The organism is Halalkalibacter sp. HAAS-P014 (genome assembly GCF_056619965.1).
The window spans coordinates 64,919-87,199 of the sequence record NZ_JBWQTV010000017.1 but is presented as its reverse complement, the minus strand read 5'-3'; the positions used below and the strand labels follow the sequence as shown (position 1 = coordinate 87,199).

General features: G+C 35.4%; 20 protein-coding genes. 7 read left to right on the top strand and 13 right to left on the bottom strand.

The genetic code is table 11. The annotated features are described in order from the left end of the window. Positions 1–42: 42 nt before the first annotated feature. The 3 genes from AC1FXZ_RS14605 to AC1FXZ_RS14595 all read right to left on the bottom strand — a co-directional run bounded on the left by AC1FXZ_RS14605 (position 43) and on the right by AC1FXZ_RS14595 (position 2,607). On the bottom strand, positions 43–618 hold the full coding sequence (locus AC1FXZ_RS14605) for a TetR/AcrR family transcriptional regulator (protein WP_480054893.1): 576 nt from the start codon (positions 616–618) through the stop codon (positions 43–45). A gap of 722 nt (positions 619–1,340) precedes the next feature. Beyond that, positions 1,341–1,787, bottom strand: coding sequence for a GIY-YIG nuclease family protein (locus tag AC1FXZ_RS14600; protein ID WP_480054891.1), 447 nt, complete (start codon positions 1,785–1,787; stop codon positions 1,341–1,343). 1 nt (position 1,788) lies between these two features. Next, a complete protein-coding gene (locus tag AC1FXZ_RS14595) occupies positions 1,789–2,607 on the bottom strand; it encodes a hypothetical protein (protein ID WP_480054889.1) in 819 nt (272 codons plus the stop codon). A 124-nt stretch (positions 2,608–2,731) separates the two neighbouring features. Here AC1FXZ_RS14595 and AC1FXZ_RS14590 point away from each other — a divergent pair, with 124 nt between their 5' ends. From AC1FXZ_RS14590 to AC1FXZ_RS14580, 3 genes are all read left to right on the top strand, one after another. Next, positions 2,732–3,742, top strand: coding sequence for a ParB N-terminal domain-containing protein (locus tag AC1FXZ_RS14590; protein ID WP_480054887.1), 1,011 nt, complete (start codon positions 2,732–2,734; stop codon positions 3,740–3,742). A gap of 751 nt (positions 3,743–4,493) precedes the next feature. Further along, the gene (locus tag AC1FXZ_RS14585; protein ID WP_480054885.1) at positions 4,494–5,183 is read left to right on the top strand and encodes a nucleotidyltransferase domain-containing protein; all 690 of its coding nucleotides are present in this window, start codon (positions 4,494–4,496) and stop codon (positions 5,181–5,183) included. A 119-nt stretch (positions 5,184–5,302) separates the two neighbouring features. Continuing rightward, positions 5,303–5,524 (top strand): hypothetical protein, encoded by a 222-nt coding sequence (locus tag AC1FXZ_RS14580; RefSeq protein ID WP_480054883.1) that lies wholly within the window; start codon positions 5,303–5,305, stop codon positions 5,522–5,524. A gap of 516 nt (positions 5,525–6,040) precedes the next feature. Here the strand turns inward: AC1FXZ_RS14580 and AC1FXZ_RS14575 are convergent. The 6 genes from AC1FXZ_RS14575 to AC1FXZ_RS14550 form a co-directional block, all read right to left on the bottom strand. Next, positions 6,041–6,973: an alpha/beta hydrolase gene (locus tag AC1FXZ_RS14575; protein WP_480054881.1), complete on the bottom strand. Its 933-nt coding sequence runs from the start codon at positions 6,971–6,973 to the stop codon at positions 6,041–6,043. A 609-nt stretch (positions 6,974–7,582) separates the two neighbouring features. Continuing rightward, positions 7,583–8,827 (bottom strand): benzoate/H(+) symporter BenE family transporter, encoded by a 1,245-nt coding sequence (locus tag AC1FXZ_RS14570; protein WP_480054879.1) that lies wholly within the window; start codon positions 8,825–8,827, stop codon positions 7,583–7,585. Between the two features lie 541 nt (positions 8,828–9,368). Further along, on the bottom strand, positions 9,369–10,457 hold the full coding sequence (locus tag AC1FXZ_RS14565) for an NAD(P)-dependent alcohol dehydrogenase (protein ID WP_480055211.1): 1,089 nt from the start codon (positions 10,455–10,457) through the stop codon (positions 9,369–9,371). A gap of 50 nt (positions 10,458–10,507) precedes the next feature. After that, entirely contained in the window at positions 10,508–11,260 is a 753-nt protein-coding gene (locus AC1FXZ_RS14560; RefSeq protein ID WP_480054877.1) for an SDR family NAD(P)-dependent oxidoreductase, read from the bottom strand. Between the two features lie 672 nt (positions 11,261–11,932). Then, on the bottom strand, positions 11,933–13,390 hold the full coding sequence (locus AC1FXZ_RS14555) for an aldehyde dehydrogenase family protein (RefSeq protein ID WP_480054875.1): 1,458 nt from the start codon (positions 13,388–13,390) through the stop codon (positions 11,933–11,935). A 315-nt stretch (positions 13,391–13,705) separates the two neighbouring features. Continuing rightward, complete coding sequence (locus AC1FXZ_RS14550; protein WP_480054873.1) at positions 13,706–15,343, bottom strand: flavin-containing monooxygenase; 1,638 nt, start codon at positions 15,341–15,343, stop codon at positions 13,706–13,708. 426 nt (positions 15,344–15,769) lie between these two features. Here AC1FXZ_RS14550 and AC1FXZ_RS14545 point away from each other — a divergent pair, with 426 nt between their 5' ends. Then, positions 15,770–16,462, top strand: a complete 693-nt coding sequence (locus AC1FXZ_RS14545) for a response regulator transcription factor (protein ID WP_480054871.1) — start codon at positions 15,770–15,772, stop codon at positions 16,460–16,462. Positions 16,463–16,615: 153 nt separating this feature from the next. Here AC1FXZ_RS14545 and AC1FXZ_RS14540 read toward each other — a convergent pair whose 3' ends face one another. From AC1FXZ_RS14540 to AC1FXZ_RS14530, 3 genes are all read right to left on the bottom strand, one after another. Beyond that, the gene (locus AC1FXZ_RS14540; RefSeq protein ID WP_480054869.1) at positions 16,616–17,212 is read right to left on the bottom strand and encodes a DUF6438 domain-containing protein; all 597 of its coding nucleotides are present in this window, start codon (positions 17,210–17,212) and stop codon (positions 16,616–16,618) included. 295 nt (positions 17,213–17,507) lie between these two features. After that, positions 17,508–18,227, bottom strand: a complete 720-nt coding sequence (locus tag AC1FXZ_RS14535; protein ID WP_480054867.1) for a VCBS repeat-containing protein — start codon at positions 18,225–18,227, stop codon at positions 17,508–17,510. 108 nt (positions 18,228–18,335) lie between these two features. Then, entirely contained in the window at positions 18,336–18,584 is a 249-nt protein-coding gene (locus AC1FXZ_RS14530; protein WP_480054865.1) for a DUF3888 domain-containing protein, read from the bottom strand. 162 nt (positions 18,585–18,746) lie between these two features. Here AC1FXZ_RS14530 and AC1FXZ_RS14525 point away from each other — a divergent pair, with 162 nt between their 5' ends. Genes AC1FXZ_RS14525 through AC1FXZ_RS14515 form a run of 3 tightly spaced genes read left to right on the top strand, consistent with a single transcriptional unit; the run spans position 18,747 to position 20,502 of the window. Continuing rightward, positions 18,747–19,130, top strand: a complete 384-nt coding sequence (locus tag AC1FXZ_RS14525) for an AlbA family DNA-binding domain-containing protein (RefSeq protein ID WP_480054864.1) — start codon at positions 18,747–18,749, stop codon at positions 19,128–19,130. Next, positions 19,127–20,020, top strand: a complete 894-nt coding sequence (locus tag AC1FXZ_RS14520) for an ATP-binding protein (RefSeq protein WP_480054862.1) — start codon at positions 19,127–19,129, stop codon at positions 20,018–20,020. The genes AC1FXZ_RS14525 and AC1FXZ_RS14520 overlap by 4 nt, the downstream gene beginning before the upstream one ends. Positions 20,021–20,061: 41 nt before the next feature. Continuing rightward, a complete protein-coding gene (locus tag AC1FXZ_RS14515) occupies positions 20,062–20,502 on the top strand; it encodes a YtoQ family protein (RefSeq protein WP_480054860.1) in 441 nt (146 codons plus the stop codon). A gap of 214 nt (positions 20,503–20,716) precedes the next feature. Here AC1FXZ_RS14515 and AC1FXZ_RS14510 read toward each other — a convergent pair whose 3' ends face one another. Then, positions 20,717–22,144 (bottom strand): NAD-dependent succinate-semialdehyde dehydrogenase, encoded by a 1,428-nt coding sequence (locus AC1FXZ_RS14510; RefSeq protein WP_480054858.1) that lies wholly within the window; start codon positions 22,142–22,144, stop codon positions 20,717–20,719. Between the last annotated feature and the right edge of the window lie 137 nt (positions 22,145–22,281).

Below are 22,281 nucleotides of genomic sequence, written 5' to 3'. Positions count from 1 at the left end.
TAATTTTAGAATGAACGTTCTAAAAACGGTAAAAAAAGAAAGCTAGTCCAACACTGAAAGTGCTAGAGTGATGATGCCTTCTAATTCTTTTTTATTATAATTAGTTTTTATTAGTACTCTTAATCCTACTAAATTGTTGTGTAAGAAACGAGATGTGTTATCAGAATCGATTTCTTTTGATAGCTCTCCACTAGTTTGGCCCCGTTTTATAAGGTTATTAAACATATCTTCAGTACGGTTAAACATTTTTGTAACTATGCGTCCAATTTCTTTGTCCAACAAAGATAATTCAATGGCTGCATTTACTGATAGACAACCTTTTGGGTATTGTTCAATGGAATTCAGTGTGAAAATAAAAACATCACGTATCGCCTGTTTAATGGATGAAGTGCTGTTAATTATGCTTTCCATCTCATTGACGATGAGCTCTTCATAGTGATTAAGGGAAGCTAAAAACAATGAACGCTTGTCACCAAATGTGTCATATATACTCCTGCGGTGTATCCCCATATGATCCACCAAATCTTGCATGGATGTTTTTTCATAACCCTGTTCCCAGAAAATCTCCATTGCTTTTCTTAATACTGCTTTTTCGTCAAACTCTTTACTTCTAGCCATTTTATTTCTCCTTAAAAAAATCCATGAACCAATACTAACAAAAACAAACGTCATAATCCATTATAGAATGAACGTTCTAAAATAAACACATGAATTTCAAACCATGATTAGATAATACCCTTTTTAGAACGATTAGTAAAGAATTATAACTAACTAATAATTCCTAACACATTTGCTACATATCACATGTTATCCATTAACTTTCACTTAGGGGTACCGCCAAACATTTCTTCTATTCGTTTAGTTTCTTCAGGATTGTTTTCTTCCACTGTTTCAATTAATGGATCAAATTCTTCTACAGATGCACTCATACCAAATAAACAAGAAACAGCAATTAGAAAAAACCATCTGAGCCCTTACTCAACCAAACTGCCCTGTTTAGTTTAAGTATATCTCTTCACACAATCTCACTTAAATTTTAACATAAATATCCAGATACTTTTTATTTATGTTATTCCATAAAATGGCCCGTTTGTTTAATACCTACTTCCGATAAATAAAACCTTTTAATAAAGTACATTCTTGCATAAACGAAGTTATTGTTGCACAGTATGTGTCTACTACGTAATAAAAAAATTGGGTTCTTTATAATCATAACCAAACAAAAAATACGCACTCTTTACCATAGGGAGGCACCAGCTCTTGGAATATTTGAGATTTAATAAGATTAACTAAAAAAAACTCTAATAATTATAAAAAGCGAATACCGATGTATTCGCTTTTCAATATCCTTTTATAGAATCTTCAATCTCTCTTGGATAATCTTCTCTTTTGATCCACCTTAACTCCTTCTCCGTTATATCAAACCATTCACCTTTACACCTCTTCTCTCCAAAATATCTGTGGAATAGATTTTCTGTTTTATACGGATTTTCACTTTTTATGAGGTGAACGATTTCATGATTATGAGCCGAACCGGTGCTAAGCTCCTTTCTACGCTGTTCAGGGTCATCTGCTTTTCCAATTTTTATATGTTGCAAACCTGATTCCCTTATAAAATAAACATAACTAGTATTCAACCCTTTTGAATCATACCTTTGACTTAAAGGCGCTAAATGGTGCCATTCTTGCATTTCAGAAGTTATGGTTTCCCCTTTAACAAATACAGTAAAAGCTTTATAAATGAAAAAGATGCTTAAAACGACACTTGCTAAAACTAATAAATCCATATTACCTCTCCCCTTTTAGAAGAATTCGTGGGGAAAAAACCGTATTTAAAGGATAGAAACCACTTCTCACTTTAAACGTTACCATGTGTCGGTGTTTCTCTAGTGTACGCTTTGGACACCTTTTTTGTTTATGTTCCTTTCGTTCCACAACAGCAGATAAAATGGGCTGATGATTTTCATAAGAACCACTTATGCCGTTGATAAACACTCTTTCACAAGGTAACACCGCAAACAAATCGTTTATTATCTTGTTTAAGCAACTGTACACATAGAATTGGTATAAATCATAACGTTTTGTTTTCGGCATTTCATGGTAACGAATTTTCCCTCGCTTTGTTGTTTTTTCAATTTTGCTTGGGATTATATTTTCTAGTGAATGAAGAAAAACATTACACTCTACTGTTTCGGTATCAAACACATGTAAGCTATACGCTTTTGCAACTTTACAATTCTGATAAAAAGATGCATATTTTTTTACTGCCTCTCTCCATGATTGTTGTTGACCCTCCACTATTTTTTTAGAAAAAGGGTAATTTCTTTCCCATTTTTGATAAAGTAAGCTATCTCTTTTGCCTGCTTTGTTTCTATTTAATTTGTAATAACTATTAATGATTGAATTTATCCCCAGTATTTGCGATAAGAAATTTGATTGAAATTGCTTCTCCTTCTGAATCCAAATTCGTTCATTTGGTCCAATTGAATTCATTGGAAATGGTTCTTTGATTTCCCTTTCCCAATTAATAGAAGGACACTCATCAAAATGAAATGCTTTTAATTCATCCAAAATCGCTTGTTGTCTACTTGTTATTTTATATGTCACGATACATCACCCATCTTAGTATTTGTAGAAAACAAGAATAAGATGTGATTTTTTGGAACTAATCTGTTATGAGACGACCACTGGTATTCATAAAGTGAATTATCATCTAAAACGGGGGTTTTATATGGACATCCTAGAAGTTCGTTTGGATCAGATCATATGGGATTTAGAAAATAGGTTTCACCTCGACATTAAAAGTATGAAGAAAAATATCCAGCAAGTAGGTCTTCTTACTCCACTATTCGTAGTTGGACCAGATAAATATAGTAAGTATTATTTAATTGACGGGTCCCGAAGATATAATGCGTTAAAAGCGTTAGCTCTTTATAATCCAAATTATAAGAATGTTAAAGTCATCCGTTATAAAGAAAATATCGGCACAAAGCTTGAAAGAGAGACGTTACGATTCCACCTTAATAATACCTCCAAGAAAATTATAGGCGCTGATGTACAGACAGCTATAGAAAACATCCAAGAAGCTGGACAGTATTCCGATGAAAGAGTAATTGAGATAATACAACCTAAACCTTCACATATTAAACGAATGAAAAAAAGCCGAAGAATTGATAAAAATTTACGAAATGAGGTCTCTGAAAATAGAGCGAGTCAACATGCGTTAGAAGTAATCTATAATATGGACATTACTTATAAACAATTTTCAGATCTTTATCATCTGTTACTCGACCGTAAGCTTATAGGAACCGATGCGGATGCATTGAAGAAGCTTGATAATCATCCTCTTTTTGCAGATTTAACAGATGAACAAAAGTCCAAAGTCATAAATAAAACATTAAAACAAGCAAGATTTACAAATAAAGAAGCAGAGCTGATTATTTTATCTGAAATAATGAAAGATGTTCCAAGTGATTATACGGATAGTGCATCGGATTGGATTAACTATTTATCAAGTACGCTCGCCGAGACTGTTAGTATGATGCATTCGGATATTGAACTTTTGGCTAATGATCTGCAAAGAGAACAGTTTAGAACATTACTATCAAAATTAAACAACCTATTATCTTGGACTTGGAATCATGAATACCAAGAAAATAGTTTCGGTAAAGAATTGAACAAATCTTTTCCAGACTTAACAAGTGAGCAAACTCAAACAGGATATAAGTTTCGATTTCATTAATATCTTCAGGACCATTTTCTCCCTGGCGCCTGGAAAAGGTTCCCGACCCCCATTACTTTTTATATCAATTTAATTTTTTAGATAAGTAATAGTCTTGAAGTTATAAATCTTAAACATAGGAAAACCAAATCGGTTCCCTAAAAAAACCTTTTCGATTGGTACGCCTAATGATTGTTCTAATTGAACAAAATGTTGTTCTCCTATATACTTAATGATTTTTGTGCCCACAATATTCATGCAGCTTAAATTAAAGTTTCCCTTTCTGCTCTATAATCACCACGCCACGAGTATAAGAAAGCTGTAGAACTAGACGTTCTACAGCTTGTTTTACGTTTATATTTACTTTCAAATATCTATAGGACTGACTTCTCTGAATCACCTTGTTAAACTCGGTAAAAACGTAACGATATCTGGAAAAAGAACTAATATAAACGTAAAACCTATCATAACCAATACTACAGGCAAAACCCCTTTAAATATTTTCTGAATAGGCACATCTTTAACAACCCCTTTTATAACAAAAATACTCACACCCAACGGAGGCGTTAATATTCCAGGAAAAAGCGCCTGTCCCCCAGTGCAGTAATACTTTACAGTACTAGAGGTCAGGCACTTTTATCACAGTTAAAATAGTTTAAAAAGCTTAAGGATTAATCTTCATCAAGCTCCCACTATTTTATGACAATTATTTACAAATCTATTAAAAAAAGTTGTATAATAATAGAATAGTCTGTAAAAAGGAGCGGATATTATGCCAATACCAAATTCCCAAATTGAAACTTGGGCAAAACAAGGAAGCGTTACAAAAGCTCTTAACTCTCATCACAAACTAAGAGATGTCTTGGATGAAGCTGGTAAGTCTATCATTAAAGAAAAGCCTATTAATTACAGCATGTTCTTACAAGGATCCTATGTAAACAACACTAATATTCGTGGAAATAGTGATGTTGACCTTGTCGTAATGTTAACATCAACTTTCCATAGTAATAAAGAATCCCTTTCTGCTTCAGATAAAGAAGAACATGATAGCATCTATTCAACTGCATCCTATCGATTCAAAGACTTCAAGAACGATGTATACATGACATTAGTAAACAAGTATGGTTACGATAAAGTGGAACAGGGAAGTAAGTCAATTAAAGTCAAAATGGATGATAATTGGTGGGCTGACGTAGTTCCAGTGACGCATTATAGAAAGTATGACGTAAAAAAAGCAAATATAGATTTTTCTAAAGACTATGTTGGAGGTGTGTATTTTGTTTCTTCGAGTGGACACTCCATTATAAACTTTCCTAAACAGCATAAGGAATATGGTTTTGCCAAAAACAAAGCAACTAATGGAATGAGTAAAAAAATGGTAAGAGCCTTCAAAAATGCACGGGATCGCTTAATTCGTGATTATATTATTACGGGAAAAGGTTCCTGTCCCCCATTACTTTAAAGTGCCGGGGGCAGGAACCCTTTTCCACGTTTGCTAGAAATTATTTGGTCTATGAGGATTACATAGATAATTCTATTCGAGGAAAGTGGTCACTAACTGAAATCGGACGAACCGCCTATATGAATGATGAAATTGCTAGTGACATCTTCATCAAATGGGCAGGGAAGCTGAAAAGGCAACGAGAAGAAGATTCCTCCTCTCCTTCTGATGTAGTGAATGAAAAGGAAAAAAGATACTGGATTTATTCGCCTGGCCATAATGCTTCCAAATGGGAGGAATTTTACTCTCAAGGGATTATGGGAATTGGTTGGGATGAGATGGGGGGATTGAAAGAAGATTAAAGTGGTCATCCTTTCTTACGCTTACTATAATTCTGACAAATGAGGTGTCAACTATTACTCATTTAAACAAGCTTTCCTTTGTTTAGCACTTAAGGCTGAGTATAAATGAGGTTTCAAAATCGAGCTTTTTTGTTATCATACCGTTAACCCTATATCGCTCTGCTTTTGTGATAAGTCATCGGTACAATTCCGTTACAAAATATAGCCAATGAAATAAGGTAAAATAAATCATTTTGATGGCTGATTAACAATAACATTTCAATTGTACCGATGGAACTACATAAGCTAATTCTAATAACAAAATTAATGATATAATTTGTTCACGAGATTTCTCTAAGCCTTCTCCTGCAAGTGGAATGATATAAAGCAAAGATTAGAGGTGAATTAATAAGAGAGAGTTATACCTTTTTTCTAAGTCTATTCTAAATCACTTGCATATCTTTCTCAGCATCAATATCTTAGATTGCATTTATTTTAGTAAAATCTGCTCAATCTATACAACTTGTGTTATTTTTTTCACTTCTCAAAAACCCTTTTCAAATAAACTCCTACTTTATCAATGGCTTTCTTTCCTTGATCTAGTACTCCATCAAAACAAAAAAAACCATGAATCATTCCTTTAAAACACTTGTATTCTACCGGTATATTAAATTCCTTTAATCGATTAGCATAATTAGCACCATCATCTCTAAGTGGGTCATATTCTGCTGTAATAATTAATGCTTGTGGTAATTCGTTTAGATTTTCAGCAAGCATTGGGGAAACCAGTTCATTTTGTATATCTTCATTAGTGTTAAGATAATTGCTTCTAAACCAATAAAGATTATCATCATTAAGTATATAGCCTTGACCATTTCTTTTAAAAGATTCACTTTGATAATTAAAATCAGTTATTGGATAAATCAACACTTGTGCATGAATTAGAAACATTCTTTCATTCTTGGATTTTATTGAGACAACTGCAGCTAAGTTTCCACCTGCACTGTCACCACCGACTGCTACTTTGTCAGCATTTCCATCTAAGGTCGAAGCGTGTTTACACACCCACTTCAAAGCTGCATAGCCATCTTCAATTGGAGTTGGGAATTTAAACTCCGGCGCAAGTCTGTAATCCACAGAGACAACAATACAATTAGAGATATTAGCTATTCGTCTACACTGACTATCTACCATATCCAATCCACCAAGTACATATCCCCCACCGTGATAATAAATGAAAATTGGAAATGGTCCTTTTCCATTAGGAGTATAAATACGTATATTAATATTCCCACCTTCAACTGCAATTTTTTTATCCTCAACCTTTCCTACCTCTTCAGTTACACCACTTAACACCTTCAACCGAGAGAATGTAGAACGAGCTTCATCTACAGGCATCTCTATAAACTGTCGTCTTTTATTTGACTCTAATTGTTCTAGCAAATTTATCACCTGAGGGGCTAATGGCATATTAACACTCCTATCTATTATCTACTATATAGGCAAACTTTAACTACCTACATAAAATTCTTATCTTCAATAATATTTCCTATACTTTAAATATTTAACGGGAAGTTCACCTAAGCTCTAACGGCCTATCTGAATCGCCCCTATATTGGGACGATTCAAAAAACCGTTTTATTTGTAAACTGTTAATGTTATAGAAACTAGCAAATTACGCAAGGCTTACACACTATACACTCTTCACTATTTAGTATAAAAATCAACACTTACTAAGGTTCGGTGATTTGCAACAATAATTAATAAATCTGTATCGTTGCATTGGTAATTACTTGTAATAATTTCACCAAATGGTAGAAAAAAATCGTCCGGTAAAAGCAAGCTAATTTCCTGTCATTTATACACGTCTGTCGCCTCTTACCGCAAGCGCTTTCATGCAAATGCAAATATAGCTTTCGCACTTATATTCGACATAAAGTGACTGAATTCTAATACCGACTTTGTAGCAAACTTTTAGCAGAGAGAGAAAAATGAAAATATACTAAATTCTTTAAAGTACCCTAACCATTACTAACGTTGGAGTACAGACTAGTTTCCATCAAGTTTTCATTAAAAATATTAGGCTATTTCATCATTTAAATCCTTAGGTTTATTCTTATTAAAGAAACGAAAATCCTGAGGTTCGATAAATAAAGAGATACCAATACCAATAATTAATGACCAGAAAGCAGCACCTAACCCTAATATGGTAATCTCCGAGGCAGCAATCAAAAAAGCAAGAATAACCCCGATTTTATGTGTCCCAGCTCCAAACGAATCGCCCATTATCGATATTAAAACTTTTAATAACGCTAGACCGGTGACGATTGCCATAAAATAGGATGGCATTGCTTCAAAAAAAGTAACTAACGTTCCATAGAAAGGACCAGCAATAGCTAATATAAAACCAAATAGCACAGCACCGACCCATCGTTTTTCTTTTGGCCCCGCTTCTGAATTACTTAATATAGCTGATAATGGTCCTCCAACAGCGAGGTTATATGTGCCAAAAAAACCTCCTACTGCTGTTGCTAATCCATTAACAGCAGAAATTCCATTTGTCGGTGGTCTATACCCTTCATTTTTAACTATAAAATTAGCCGCAGGAATTTCCTGTCCAACAATAATTATGATTAACGGAAGTCCATAAATTAGAAAAGCTTCTAATGAAAAGACCGGTAAAACTAACTCTGGATAGGCTACACTAAATTTAACCCCTGCAAACGATACATTACTAACAAGCAAATAAATAACTCCTACAATAATGGATGCCATAATTGGAGGAAAAGCAGGAATCCATTTAGAAACAATTAAGAAAATTCCAACCATTAAAACAGCAGGAAATAGTGCATTTTCCAACGTCGTAACCAAACTTAAACCAAACTTTAAAAACACACCCCCAACCATCGCCAGAACAATCGGTGTTGGAATCACATTAATTATTTTTCCCATATAGCCTTTTAATCCTATAATAAAAATAATAATCCCTGCCAATATTGAAGCACCTAACGTTTCCGCAAGTCCTACTTGTATTATCGATGTAGCAAATAGAACCGCTGCTGGCAGAGCACTGGCCATTGCTAATGGTTGGCGGTAATATATAGCAAGTAGTATACCGAATATTCCCCCTAATAAATACACGCTGGTTACCCACAAAGTAATTATTTCAGAGCTTAATCCTGCTACTGTTCCTGCACTTATCATTACCGTTCCTCCTGAAAGTCCAAAAGCTCCAGCGGCAATTGAGGCAGATAAATTTTTGGGGTTTATACCTCTTACAAAGTCACTTGATGCATTTTTATACCCCACGCCCTTTTCTATCATTTTTTCCAACCCCTTCTATTTCCTTAAGATTTTTTCCGAATTCTCTTGTTTTGTTAGAATTTCATACAGATCTATTTATGGATATCTGCAGGTGAGAGTGGACATATTTAGAACATAGAAGATTCTAACGTACTCTTCTCCCAAATTGTGAATATTTGGTGGAAATAGTATATAACATGCTTCACTCTCCCCTTCAAATTCCTCTTACATAACTGTGTAAAAAAATGATCCTCTGTTCATACGCTCCTATACAAGGACCATTAATTACAAGCAAACCTTGAACAAGCAACAGCCCCGTCTATTTTTGATAAACATTGAAAATTTGAAATTTGAAGTAGATCCCTATATTCTACGATGAAAAGAGTTTTTTCCTTGTAACTTTATTTGAGGCTGTTGATCAAGAAACCTATCAAAATATAGGTATGTCGCAGGGATATAGTCTACTTATTCCAAGAGCCTAAATGTAAGATTTTGGCTTTTTGCATTCAATTTACCCATCAAAGACTTTTACAACCTAGGTATTGCCACAAGAAAAAAGGGGTCATACCATTTTCAAAACAGGCTTGATAGTATGTCCACTCTCCGAATCATGGCAAGCCTGATTGATGTCTTCAAAAGCGTAATATTTGATAAACTTATCATATGGAAATTTACCTGATTGGTATAAATGAATCAGATAAGGTATAAATGTTTGAGGAACAGCACCTCCCTCAATGACACCTACAACTGTTCGATTGTTACGTAATTGTCTGACATTCAAGGTCACTTCATCATCCAGGGAGCCAATAATAGCTGATACTCCTCTCTGAGCAAGAACATCCACGGATTGACGAATCACAGCAGCACGTCCGCTTGTCTCTATTGCATAATCTACACCTTTTTTAGTAATTTTGATGATCTCTGTTACTGGATCTAGTTCCTTTGCATTTATAGTATGTGTTGCACCAATTTCTTTTGCCAGCTCCAAACGTTCATCTTGAACATCCACTGCAATAATTGTTGCACATCGAGCAACATTGGCAGCCAGCAACCCACTCAAACCTACGGCACCACATCCAAAGATGACAATGCTTGATCCGATATCAGGTTTTAAAATGTTAAAAATTGTCCCTGCGCCGGTCTGTATTCCGCAACCCAATGGAGCCAATACCTCGAGGGGAACATCTTTGGTTACTTTAACCACATTACGTTCTGATACTACTGAAAATTGTCCAAAACTTGACTGTCCAAAAAAGGTGGCTAGTTCCGTTCCATTTTTATGCAGTCGATTGCTTCCATCAGCTAATCTACCTCCAAAATTTAGCTCTAGAAACTCATTACAGACATAGGGTCGTCCTTCATGACAGTTTGAACACTTTCCACAGGAATTATAGGAAAGGACAACGTGGTCCCCAGGCAATACACTAGTTACTCCTGATCCTACTTTTTCAACAATGCCTGCTCCCTCATGTCCAAGAATAGCTGGTAATGGTACACCGGACATTTGATCACGAGCAATCATATCAGAATGACACATTCCTGATGCAATAATACGGACCAATACTTCACCAGATTTAGGTTCATTCAAATGGACGTCTTCAATTTTAAAATCTTCTCCCTTGCTATACGTAATAGCAGCTTTCATCATAATTTTAACCACCTTTCTTAGTGAAACCTTCAAATACTATAAGATTGCTAGCATTACCCTTGTATAAGCCTTCCTCCATCTATCACGTAGCTACTTCCTGTAATATATGAAGCTTTATCTGAAGATAAAAAAAGAATTAGATTTGCAATTTCCGCTGGCGTTGCAAATCGTTGTAACGGAATCTTTTGCTCAATTGCCGATTTAGACCTGTTAGCATTTTTTTGAATTGAATCCATCATATTAGTATCGACATTTCCCGGACAAACTGCATTAACTCGTATATTTTCAGAAGCAGCTTCAGCAGCCGCTGTTTTCGTTAACCCCATCACAGCATGCTTTGTTAAACCGTATGGTGCATAGCCCGGCGTCCCCAAAAACGCTGCAACCGAAGCTGTATTAATAATATTCCCTGACTTATTTTGTTTCATGACTTTTAGAGCATGTTTAACACCGAAGAATACACCTTTTAAATTAACATTTAGTACCTTTTCAAATGATTCAGCAGACGTTTCGGTAATAGGACCAAATTGCCCTTCAATTCCCGCATTGTTTACAAACACATCAATCGTTCCGAATTTATTTACTACTTCTTGGACAATTGCAGCCACATTGTCTTCCTCAGAAATATCTGTTACGATTTTCAGGTATTTATCTGGATCAATATTCAAAATAAGTTGATCCATTTTCTTTTGATCCAAATCAACTAGGACAAGTTTTGCTCCTTCACTGGCATATTGTTTTACCGTTTCGTATCCAATTCCACCAGTCGCTCCTGTTATTACAACAACTTTATCTTGGAATTCCATTGTGTGTCACCACCTATATATTTTAACTACTTAAAAACGAGAATAATATTAATAGTAGCCGCTATTACATTAAGTTCATAGACAGTTTTTTCTTATTTTTATAACTATCTTAATAACGACTAGGCTAATGAAAAATACTATATAAAAACATCATTATATTGCTTTATATGTTATGTTCTATCAAATAAGGGTTAAAAACATATTAAACTAAAAATAATTAATATTCGTACTTTTTTGATTAGTGAAGTGTTCTAGACAAATTTATTAATAACTTCTCAAGGCTTAGAATTAGGCCATAATTACATCCAAGTCTTTCGCAACAAAAACTTTACCTGAAAAAACTCTTGATGCTTCATTGTATACTTCTTCAACATCAATTTTTGGCAAGAAATGCGTTAGGTACATTTCCGGTTCCTCTATTTCGATAAGTTAACTTCTAGCACACTGGATGCTGATCTTCCCACAGAATAAAGTGCCTACAGGACCTACGACGGTAAACTCCCTTCGCCCTTCTACCCATCCACCAATCAAAAACTGTCCATATCCTAAACTATGATCTGCATGAAGATGGGCAAAAAAAACACATGCTTTCCATCCAGAGGAGCAATACCAGCCTTCATCAGTTGAGTGGTTGCTCCATCAACAAAATCGACTAGTATTGGTAGATTCTTATTAATTGTAATCGCGATAACCATTTTGTACGCTAATCCATTTAACAGTTGTGAACTTCTCAATTGCCCATTCACCATTGAAGCGACCTAACCCGGATTCTTTTTCACCTCCAAACGGGACATGTGCTTCAGCATTCACCGAGTGATCATTTATGTGAACCATGCCTGTTTTAATTTTTTTAGCAACCTCTACACCGTGATGAACATTTTCTGTAAAAACTGAGCCACTTAAACCATAAGGTGAATCGTTGGCAATTTTAATGGCGTCCTCTTCATCTTTTGATTTAATAATAGGAGCAACCGGACCAAAAATTTCATTTTTAGCAATCGGCATGTCGTTTGAAACATTTGTTAAAATTACTGGCTGCATCAAGCATTTCTCAACGACTCCTTCAAGATGAATCGTCGCACCTTGTGCAACACTAACCTGAATGTCTTGTTGAATTCTTTCTACTTGTTGTATGTTAATAAGTGGACCAACAGTTGTTGATGGCTCAGCTGGGTTACCTGTTCTAAGTCCTTTAACAATTTCAGTGAATTTTTCAACAAATTCATCATGAATGGTTTCATCCACAATGATCCGATTTAATGCCATGCATATTTGTCCTTGGTGTGAAAATTTACCATAAACTGCTGCTTTTGCGGCCTGATCAATGTTTGCATCTTTTAAAACTACCATCACATTGTTCCCACCTAGTTCAAGGGCAACTTCTTTTATATTTTCCCCTGCAAATCCTCCTACCCGGCGTCCTACTTCAGTTGATCCTGTAAACGATATCACGGATGGTATAGAGTGTGTGACAAATGCATCCCCAATTTCAGAACCACGCCCTACCACGACGTTTACTAAACCAGCTGGGAATCCAGCTTGTTCGAATAATTCACCGAACAATAATCCTGAAGTAACGGGGGTGTCAGATGCCGGCTTAATTACAACACTATTACCAGCAGCCAGGGCAGGAGCGACTGATCTCATTGTTAAAAGAAATGGGAAATTCCAAGGACCAATTACACCAATTACTCCCTTTGCTGTTCGATAAACGCGATTTTCTTTATTCGGTACAGAAGAAGGTAAAATTTGTCCCGTAATACGCGTCATAAAACTCGCAGACTCTTTTACCATGGTAACAGAAGCTTCAAATTCAACTGTCGCTTTAATTAACGTACTACCTGATTCGTTGATAAGCCATTGGATAATATCTTCTCTTTTTTCTTCTAATACTTGTACTAAACGCTCAAAGAGTTTTCGCTTCTCACCTAGTGGTAAATCCTCCCAGATTGATTGAGCTTGCTGCGCAGCAGAGTAAGCTTGATCTAGATCGTTTTTGCTTGCAGCTTGAATAGTTAATAGTTCTTCACCGGTATACGGATTATAGTTTTGAATCGTTCCAGGACTTCCACCATCTTTCCATCGACCGTCAATAAATTGTTTCGTGAAACCTTGTAGCAGTTGATTCATGTGCCATTCCTCCCACTTTATAATTTACTAATAAATAATTGGTTTAATAGATTTTTATCGATTAAGGATTGTGAATTGTTTTTTTCTTACTTCTTATTTTTAATTAACTTAAAAGAAATTTTTTTCTGTGAGAAGCAAGAAACGTTCAGGGATAAATAGTTTGCCAGTTTTTAGTATTGATAGTACTATCCGAACCGACGAACATCACGAAAATTCTAACAATATTATTGCTGGCTGATTTAAATTTAATCAAGCTTGTCACAAAGAAATTAATTTCAATAGCGCTCTTACATTTAATGACATTAAATGTTCCTCTTAATCAGCCACTATATAAGCACACTTTTCAAGCGAAAAGCCTTCATATTCTTTAGAAGCTACCTGATTACAAATTTGACGGTATTGATGAAGGCCACCTAAATATATTAGGAAACCTTTTGGTCTAGGCTTACCTACTACATTCGAACCTGTATACCATGAATCTATTTTTGCAACTAATCTTGTGTCTGCTATCTCTTTACATAACTTACTCCATTCGTATTCATTTTTTTCATTTGCTTCTATAATGTCGATTCCTTCTGTACGTGCGTAATTAATAAAATCAGAAATCCATTCGACGTGCTGTTCAATAGCAGCAACCATATTTGTAGTTACAGATGGACTTTCTGGGCCTGTAATCATGAACATATTAGGGAAACCTGCAGTCGCCAACCCTAGATAAGTTCGTACATGCGCCCCATTCTCCCACTTATCTTTCAGGGATACGTTGCCTTTACCCCGGATATCGATATTAAATAAAGGGCCAGTAATTGCATCATATCCTGTAGCAAAAATGATCATGTCTAATTCATAATGATGATTTAGTGTTTGAATACCTGTTTCTGTAATCTGCTGAATTGGATCTTTTTTTACATTAACGAGCTTAACATTTTCACGATTATATGTTTCATAATAGTTTGTATCAATAATCGGACGCCTTCCCGCATATAAGTAATCTGGCGTTAAGTCTTTTGCTGTTTGCGGTTTTTTTACAATTTCATGAATTTTCTTTTGAATAAATGCAGCCGCAACTCTACTCGAGTCTGGATTTGAATTGATATCATTATAAGTATTTTGAAATGCTTGCGCACCTTTATTCCAAGAAGCTTCGAAATTCTTCATTCGTTCTTCCTCTGAATCATCCATAGCCGATCGTTCACCTCGTAATTGTTGCGTGCCCATTGGTGTCTGTGTTCGCAATTTTTTTAATTTCCACGCGTTCGCTTTTGTCTTAGCTATAAACTCAGGGTCCAATGGATAATTTTGTGCAGGTGTAGTATATTGTGGCGTCCTCTGAAATACGAAAAGTTCTTTTACTTTGGGAGCAATTGTTGGAATCACCTGCACACCGGTAGAACCTGTTCCGATAACACCAACTTTCTTTCCTTCAAAAGAAACCTCTTCTTTTGGCCATCTTCCAGTGTGATACCATTCCCCCTTATAATCGTTTAATCCTTTCATTTTTGGCATGTTTGCAGATGATAGAACACCAACCCCTGTGATAAAGTAATGTGACGTAACGATAGATTGATCCTCTAGAGTTACACGCCAAAGATTATTTTGTTCGTCATAGTGAGCCGATTCCACCTTTGTGTTAAATTGAATATCTTTTTTTAAGTCGAGCTCATCGGCGACATAATTTATGTAGTTTAAAATTTCTGGTTGTTCTGGAAACCTGGAAGACCAAGTCCATTCTTGTGTTATCTTTTCAGAAAATGAATAACTATAAAAAATGCTTTCAATATCACAACGTGCCCCCGGGTAGCGGTTCCAGTACCATGTTCCTCCAACGTTATCCCCTGCTTCAAATATCTTTACTGAATATCCATCGTTACGTAGTTTGTGAAGCATATAAAGGCCAGAAAACCCTGCTCCTACTACAATTGCATCAAAGTTGGTTATTTGTTTTTTTGTCATGCAATATCCCTCCATGAAATGAATTAACATAACAATTCCTTTGTTGGAATCGAAGTTTTATGTTAGTAAGCGTTTACAATTTAATAATAGTGCATAAGATATTAAGTTAATATTCCCATTTTTTAATTCTGAATCCCTGAAAACAATTAAGGTTCTCTATTTTTAGGGGGATCACAAATAAAAAGTGGGGGAATACAGGTTTTTACCGTCTTTTCCAGCTCAGGCGAATCTTGACATGAATTTTGTTCACTGTATAATATCTTTTACGATTATTTTTAAAACATTTTGATAATAAGAACTTTTTCGAACAAGGCTCTCACATTAAAATAAGAGGAACATTAATTTAGAATAGTCCTTATTTCTAGATAACACTTAAAAACAGCACTATGTTTTTGGGAATTTCAATATGAAAAGGAGAGGGTATTCATGGATACAGAGCTAAAAAATTATATCCGGCTGATTTACGAAGCTACCGATCACGAGGATCGAATCCGAATTGCAACGAGAGGATTTATCAGTCTATTTCCTTTTTCTCGTGTTCATTTATATAATTACGCTATTTTTAATGAAACTATTGAAGGAGTATTAGATATCAATAACAATGGTACCAGTCCTTTAAATATTAAAGATGACATTCGTAACCTACCTCTTGTTCGTAAAGCTATTCGTACACAGGAATCCGTGTATTTAAGTGGAAAAGATTTTGTTCAACAAGCCCCAGCCAAATATGTTTCAACGGATATGTACCAAACTTTTTTAACTGTCGTACCGATAACCAATAAAGCTACCGTTATTGGTTATGCTTGTCCAGGTGTTTACAATGGTACTAATCCTATTAATGATACACTTCTTCAGCAATTGACCCTATATGGACAATTAATAGGTAATGCTATAGTGTCATTAAATCATCATATAGTCAGTTCTAAAAAATTATCAAAACGAGAATTAGAAACCCTACAGCGTATTTCTTGGGGAGAAACGGTTAAGGAAATTGCAAACTATATGCAAATTAGTGAATTTACGATTCAAGATTACATTAAATCTTCAATTAAAAAGCTCGATGCAAACAATCGGATGCACGCCGTTTCAGAAGCGTTACGCTTAGGAATCATTATGTAACTGTAAAACAGATTTAGTACTTTACCGAAAACTAAAAGAATGTTTAAAATTCCAAGTGTTCTTTCCATAAAAAATCTTCATATTAAATTTGAAAGTAAAAGCGCCTGACCCCGGTGCATTAAAGTCCTACTGCACTGGGGTCAGGCGCTACATTCATGTATTTTTTTTATCCATCACAACATAAGGAACTATTCCTCCCGTTATGTCTTTACCAATCCTGTTCACATCCCAATTAGTAGCCTCATAATCGTTTTCTGCCAAACCAATTGCTTCTTTTTGGTTAGGAGCAGATACTACACATTCATAATTTTCTGATTTTAAATAAAAAAAATAGAATCGAGGGTGTTTAATATATTTTCGTAACCCTATTATTTGTTCAAGTCTTTTTTCAAATTTTTTAAGATTGGGAAGCGAATGTTTTTGCCCTACTAAATATGTTGCATCCTCCCCTAAATAGTGATCGACGTTCTTATCAAACCCATCTTGGAAGATTACACGTGTAACACAGGAGGGCTGATCTGTCGCAAACAAATCCGGTTCTGGATAGGTGAATGAGCGAAAATCGAACTCTTCCAATAACTCTTCTAATTTTTTAATCTTATTGTTGGGAATTTTAAATTCTATTTCACCTAAACGAGCAACATACATTTCCCCGCGCCATTTAACAGTACCATCATGATGAACTTCCACATCAAATACAGGACAATTCCCATAGCATGGAGTTCTAGAAAGAAAGATTTTGTTGAACATGCTTGCATCTCCTCTGGTGCTTTAGTAATTATGATTTTTTAGTATATAGCCTAACCACTGCTTTCTCACCGATTTACAGATATTCATTTCCTAGTTATATTCCATTAGATTATCCGTATTCCTCCCCCAAATCTTCTTTGGGTACAAAAAAGACACCCAAATACGAAAGACGAGCCCTTCAAGATAAATAAGAAAGTGAACTTACAAGGATTTCCCATTATCAGGGTGCTCTTATCGCGCTACGACCGCTCTCCAAAGTGTAGGTTTTTCTCTTCGAATATTATGTTTTACTAACCTAATATCCCCAAATAGCTACATACTGATTTTGCAATTCAAACCTATTATCATTCCATCCTAGTGTGTTTAAAACATATCCTAAAGAATCTGCATTATATCTTCCAGCAATTTTTTGGTACGCTAATAGCTCAAATACTTTATTTGAATCAAAATCTACAGGATATAAGCCGCTTAGAGGATTCACAAAGCCTGTAATAGGACTCTTCAGTTTCCCGTTTTCATCATATATTTCATTTAAATACTCCGGACCTTTTGTAGAAATGTCTATAATGTACTTTTTATTATTGATCTTGCTGACAACCTCAACTTTGTAATTGTCTTTATAAATAACCTCATATTGATATTGCTCATTAAATATATTGAAATCAAATAGTAATTGTGCTCTATTTTCCACGAAGGAATAAATATAATGGTACATGATTCCTCCACTACCACCAGTAACAACACTTATTAAAATATCATCTACCCCATTGCCGGTAAAATCCCCCAAGAATATAGTAGGATTGTAACCAGCATTCTCACGAAGTGGAATACTGTTTACCACTCCAGTTCTTCCATCTTGTACGAGAAGGGTAATATTTTGAATAAATGGACTATCTGGTGTAGTGATTCCGGTTAAGTAGACATTATCTGGCACTCTATCACCAGTTACATCCCCACGAGCAAATGAAACAATAATCGGTTGAATCGAATTAGTCATAGAATAAAAATTACTCATACCATACTCCCTTTCATGATGACGATCATAAACATTTTCTAATTAAAATTATTATGCTTATCAAGCTGCAAGTATTAAGTAATATCTATTCAAATGCATAATAAAATTTTAAGGCCAATTGCATGCATGGGGTCGGTTCTTTTGCTCATCTACTCCATAGCTAATATGAGCACGATAGTAAGGGTAAACTTTTAGAGTGATCTCATACAGTCCACCAATTCCAGATACCTGTTTGATTTTAAGTATTTCTGTGTCATCTAATGCCCATGTAAGACCTTCTGGTGCAGGCTCTTCTTCAATATATTCAATTGTAAATTCTTCAAATTCTCTTTCTTCAGAAACTTCATTTCCTTCCATATTCAACGACCCATGAAGTGGGAGTCTTCTCATCTAAAAATAATAAAGGAAATGCCTTTCATATGACGAACTTTTTACTATATGTGCTCTACAGCTCAAAATTAACATGTATAATTAATTGATTAATCGATTTTTAAAATAGAGCTACGAGAGGTGAACAATGTGTTTCAGGAAAGCCCAATAGTAGAGCTCAAAAGAGAAGTGACAGACGGATTAAAAAAAGAGGTTATTGCATTTGCTAATACAAATGGTGGAGAAATTTTTATTGGTGTAGAAGACGACGGTACCGTGATTGGATTATCTAATGCTCACAAAGATTTAGAATCGATTAGTAATATGTTGCGTGACAGTATTAAACCTGATATTTTAGTGCATACCACAGCAGAAATTGTCACTATTGAAGGGAAAGAGATTATCAAAATTTCAATTTCAAAAGGGACAAGAAGACCGTACCATATTGCTAATAAAGGGATGAAATCGTCAGGCGTATTTTTACGCCATGGAACATCTGTCAGCACGCTTCCGATGAAGCGATTCGTCAAATGATAATAGAATCAGATGGTTCTCAATATGAAGATATGCGTAGCTTAAATCAATCTTTAACGTTTGTAGAAGCTGAAATCCAATTTAAGCAATTGAACATATCATTTGAACAACAACATAGGCGAACACTTGGTTTAATCAATGAAGAGGGTTACTTTACCAATTTAGGACTACTCCTTTCAGATCAATGTGAACACTCGATTAAATGTGCTCGTTATGACGGACTTGATAAACTTCATTTTCAAGATAGAAAAGAGTTCCATGGCTCTATTATAAAACAAGTAAAAGACGTGTATGAGTACATTGAATTGCATAATGGAAAATCTGCTTCGTTTCAAGGTTTAAATCGGGTAGAAATGTCTGAATACCCTGAGTATGCCATCCGTGAAGCATTAATAAATGCTGTCGTACACAGAGACTATAGCTTTAGTGGCAGTATTTTAATCCATATTTTCGATGATCGTATTGAAATGGTCTCAGTTGGTGGATTAGTTCAGGGGCTTACTCTGGATGATATTGAGTTAGGTATTTCGCAAAGTCGAAATCCTAAATTAGCCAATTGTTTTTATCGTATGAAATGGATTGAAAGTTACGGTACCGGATTACAAAGGATCCGCGAAAGCTATAGACATGCCGAAAAACAACCATTTTGGGAAGTATCACCGAACGCATTTGTAGTGACATTGCCCAAACAAATATGGCCAGTGAATGAAGAAGAAGAGGGAATCAAAACGTGGTTAGCTGAACATGAGGAATTTTCAAGTAAAAAATTAGAAAAGTATTTAGATATGAGTAAATCCTCAGTTCGCCTCATCCTTGAAAAGCTACTAAATGATCATGTGATTGAACGAATTGGCAAAGGCCGTGCAACAAAGTACAGACGATTAAATTAGATACTAAATACTTAAAATCAAATACTATTGGAGGAATTAGAATGGAACTTGTTGTTTATTTAGCAGGTCAGATTCATGATGATTGGAGAGATGAAGTTGCAGAAAAAGCAAAGGCTAAAAATCTTCCGCTTCATTTTGTCGCTCCGCAAACAAACCATGATCGTTCAGACAATATTGGCGAAGAGATTCTAGGAAAACAGCCTTCTCCCCTTTATAAAGATGATGCAGCATCAGATATTAACAATCTCAGAACACAAGTCTTAATGCAGAAAGCTGATATCGTTATTGCCTTATTTGGAGAAAAATACAGACAATGGAATACAGCAATGGACGCCAGTATGGCCATTGCTATGAACAAGCCGACGATTATCATCAGACCTGAATCATTCATTCACCCATTAAAAGAGCTCTCAAACAAAGCAAATGTAACTGTAGAAACTGTTGATCAAGCGATAGATGTCATCAGTTATATTTTTGACTGATATCCAAAATAGAAAAAAACAGTGAGTTTGACCAGAAAAAGGTTCCTGTCCCCCATTGCTTTAAAGTGCCGGGGGACAGGAACCTTTTTACGTAGGAACCTTTTTACATAACCAAAAAGATAAAAAAACTTCTCAAAAGTTAGTCAACTAATGAGAAGCCTCTTTTATTTTCACTATGTTCTATACAGCGTTACCCCATTCCAATAATCACCAATTAACTAAACCCAATCGAGACATATTTGACCTCTAAGAATTCTTCAATACCATGGTGTCCACCTTCCCTGCCGATACCACTTTCCTTAAACCCTCCAAATGGAGCTTGAGGCACAGAAGGGAGACCATCATTGAGGCCAATAATGCCATATTCCAGGTTTTCGCTTATTCTTATGGCTCTTCCAAGATTTTCTGTAAAAACATAAGCTGCAAGTCCGAAGTTCGTATTGTTTGCCCTTGCTACTACCTCCTCTTCTGTTTTGAATGAAGTAATAGGAGCTAGTGGACCAAACGTTTCTTCCAACATGCATAACATCTCGTCTGATACGTTAGAAAGAATAGTTGGTTCAAAAAATGAGCCATTTTCTCTTTCAAGCCTCTTGCCACCAAACTCAACTTTTGCTCCTTTATTCTTTGCATCTTCTATTTGTTGAATAACCGTTTCAGTTGCATTACGATCTATAAGGGGACCAATATCTGTTTCTTTATTCATCCCATTACCAATCTTTAGATTTGATACCTGACTAACTAGCTTATCAATAAATTCTTTTTCAATTGACTCATGTAAATAAATACGATTTGTACAAATACAAGTTTGACCAGCATTTCTAAATTTAGAATTTATTACTCCTAGGACGGCTTTGTCAATGTTTGCATCATCCATCACTATAAATGGAGCGTGGCCCCCTAATTCAAGTGAAACTTTTTTCACTGTACTAGCACTCTCACGCATTAAAAATTTGCCGACCTCTGTTGAACCTGTAAATGTAATTTTTCGAACTCTCTCATCTTTCAAGAAAACATTACCTATTGCTTGAGAGTCGCCTGTTACAACATTTATTACCCCTTTTGGGATACCAGCTCGTTCGGAGAGTTCTGCCAATTTTAATGCAGTCAGTGGGGTTTGCCCTGCCGGTTTAACGACGACTGTACAGCCTGCTGCTAATGCTGGACCTACCTTCCTTGTAATCATAGCTGCTGGAAAATTCCAAGGTGTGATAGCCGCTACAACTCCGATAGGTTGCTTTTGAACTAAAATCCTTTTATTTTGATCAGAAGAAGGAATGGTTTCCCCATAAACTCGCTTTGCTTCTTCCGAATACCAAGAAATAAATCCATTGGCATAATTAACTTCTCCAATAGCCTCAGCTAAAGGTTTCCCCTGTTCTGTTGTAAGGATTTCCCCTACTTCTTCCTGATGACTATCAATCAATTCATACCACTTTCTCAGCAAGATACTTCTTTCTTCTGCTGTCATTTTGGACCAAGTTGTAAAAGCGTAACTTGCTGCATTTACAGCTTGAGTTGCTTCTGTCTCTCCACCTTTAGGAACCGTGCCAATAATTTCGTTATTATAGGGATTGTAAACATTGATTTTCTCTAGGTTTTCTCCTGTCCATTCCCCGTTAATGTACATTAAGTTTAGCATTTGAGTAAGCTCCTTTTTTGAATACTAGCTCGTTCAAAGTAATTCGTTAATGCAGTCGTTAGACCACCATTGCCAAATTTTGTTCTTTTGTTATTTTTAATACAAGTACACTCAAGAAAATGAAGGATTATTTCTCT